Source organism: Campylobacter sp. RM16190 (assembly GCF_012978835.1).
Taxonomy (GTDB): domain Bacteria; phylum Campylobacterota; class Campylobacteria; order Campylobacterales; family Campylobacteraceae; genus Campylobacter_A.
Genome location: NZ_LIWS01000024.1, coordinates 1 through 1,089 on the forward strand (window position 1 = coordinate 1; position 1,089 = coordinate 1,089).

A 1,089-nucleotide genomic window follows, 5' to 3' on the forward strand; every position below is an offset into this window, starting at 1 on the left:
CCATAAATTTTTTACTAGAGAGATTGCTTGTTAGAATGAGTATATAAAAGTATCTGAGTAAGTTTATTACTCAGATACGATTGATTATTTTACTGATTTTTGATGTCTTTGATAATTTCTTTTTTGTCTTTCATCTTATTTTTTGCTTCTGTTTTTTGTTTGGATTTTTCTTTTGTAATATCTTTTGATTCTTTTACTTTCTCTTTTATATTCTGTTCTTTGTTTTTAGTCTTTTCTTTTACATTGTCCACTTTTTTGTTTATTTTATCTTTTGCTTCTTTAGTCTTGTCTTTTGATTTGGTTTCAGGTATTTTGGTTTTTCCTGATATAGAAATATCTCTTTTTAAATTTTCAAATATTTTATCTCCTATTCCGCTTACATTTTTTAGATCTTCTACGCTTTTGAAAGTATTTGTTTTTCTATATTCTATAATAGCATCAGCTTTTGCCTCTCCTATGCCGTTTAAGCTCATTAACTCTTCTTTTGTAGCCGTATTAATATTTATTATAGCTAATGCATATGAGGATAAAAAAATTAAAGATAAAAATATCTTACCTAATATATTTTTCATTTTTGACTCCTTTTGAATTGAATTTTAATAAAATTATAGTACAAAGATATTATATAAATATTAAAAAATATAAGTAGTTTTGTATATTTTTATAAGCATTATGATTTTAAATAGTATATAGATTATAAAAATAGACATATAAACTACAGATACTTAATGCATTGCCATCAAAAAAGTAATATATAAACGCATAAATTTAAAGACTTGTTTGCTGATGGATAAAATAGTTTGAATAGTTATAAATTTTTAAAATTTATTGTACATTTTTTAAAAATATAATAAATTTAGACTTTTATACAAAAATAATGATAATATTGTTTAAGAATAATAATTGGTGACCCATACGAGACTCGAACTCGTGTTACCAACGTGAGAGGCTGGTGTCCTAACCGCTAGACGAATGGGCCATCAAGCAAAATCAAATGGTGCCCCGTGTAGGGTTCGAACCTACGACCCCATCATTAAGAGTGATATGCTCTACCAGCTGAGCTAACGAGGCACACACTAAGATTTTAAA

Annotated in this window: 2 tRNA genes and 1 pseudogene; all 3 read right to left on the reverse strand. The window is 26.2% G+C overall.

Annotated features, from left to right (window positions below):
• Positions 1 to 326: 326 nt before the first annotated feature.
• Positions 327 to 572: pseudogene (locus CDOM16190_RS10470) on the reverse strand (ComEA family DNA-binding protein); the annotation flags it as partial.
• Positions 573 to 904: 332 nt separating this feature from the next.
• Positions 905 to 979: transfer RNA gene (locus CDOM16190_RS10475), tRNA-Glu, on the reverse strand.
• Positions 980 to 995: 16 nt separating this feature from the next.
• A tRNA-Lys gene (locus CDOM16190_RS10480) sits at positions 996 to 1,071 on the reverse strand.
• Positions 1,072 to 1,089: the final 18 nt, after the last annotated feature.